General features: G+C 33.2%; 1 protein-coding gene. It reads left to right on the top strand.

From position 1 onward, the window contains the following. Nucleotides 1-1058 (top strand): glycosyltransferase family 2 protein (locus A7D14_RS00930; protein WP_141673186.1); only part of this gene is annotated, 1058 nt, incomplete at its 5' end. Between the last annotated feature and the right edge of the window lie 75 nt (nt 1059-1133).

The following is a 1133-nucleotide window of genomic DNA, read 5'->3' as shown; positions in this document are numbered from 1 at the left end:
CTATTGGGATGATGAAACAAGAATCCAACTTATTCAAGCATAAAATTTCCTTTTGTACCGTTTGCATGAACAGATTGGAACCCCTACGAAAAACGTTGCCGAAAAACATCAAGGATAACCTATCATATGGGAACTTAGAATTTGTAGTACTCAATTACAACTCAAAGGATGACCTTGACAATTGGATAGAGAAGGAAATGTCAGATTATCTAACTAGTGGTGTTTTAAAATATATAAAAACATCTTCTCCCAAATATTTCTTAAGAAGCCATTCCAAAAACGTTGTCTCGAAAGAAGCTACTGGAGAAATCATTTGTAATGTAGATGCTGACAATTACATTGGGAAAGGCTTTGCACAATATGTAAACAATTGTTTTCTAAAACGGAAAAATATTTTTTTAGCTACAGATAGAGCTTCCGTTAGAAAAGATTGTTTGGGAAGGATATGCCTAAAGAAAAAGGATTTCGAAACCATTACCGGATATGATGAATCAATGGAAAATTATGGGTTCGAAGATTTGGATCTTAAAAACAGGCTAATATTGTTAGGCAGACAAGTGATTAATATATCCGATGGTAAGTTCTTAAACGCCATTTCACATAGCGATGACACAAGACTCCAAAACGAACCAAATGCTCACCTTATCAAAGACATATACATAAAATATATAAATCATTATAGTACTGAATTATTATATCTCTTGACTAATAGGATGTACTATACCGGAATTGTAGTCATACATAGATTGAGTCAATCAAATGACACTCGTGCAATCTTCAAAGAGTTCGAAGATGATAATTTACATGATTTGAACAACCCAATTTGGAATCTTGAAAAACTAGAATGGAAAATCGGAAATTGGCAAAAGAGTGGATGCGGTCTTATATTAACAAATAGTTTAGGGGTTAAACGAATTGGAAAAATCGGTACACCCTCCTTGAATAAAATTGTCAAAGACGAGTACTATAAGTGTCAAGATGAACAATCGTTTCAAAAACTTATTATGTTTTTCTCTCAAATTGTAACCCTCCCTAAAAATCGGACTGGTTTGAATTAGACAAAAAGTTTAATTTTAACAGTCAGATATTATGAAGAGAACCAAGTTTACCGAGAGCCAGATCGTATCCTGTAT

This window comes from Allomuricauda sp. CP2A (assembly GCF_001683915.1).
In the GTDB taxonomy this organism is placed as follows: domain Bacteria; phylum Bacteroidota; class Bacteroidia; order Flavobacteriales; family Flavobacteriaceae; genus Flagellimonas.
This window is presented reverse-complemented; position numbering and strand designations above follow the sequence as displayed.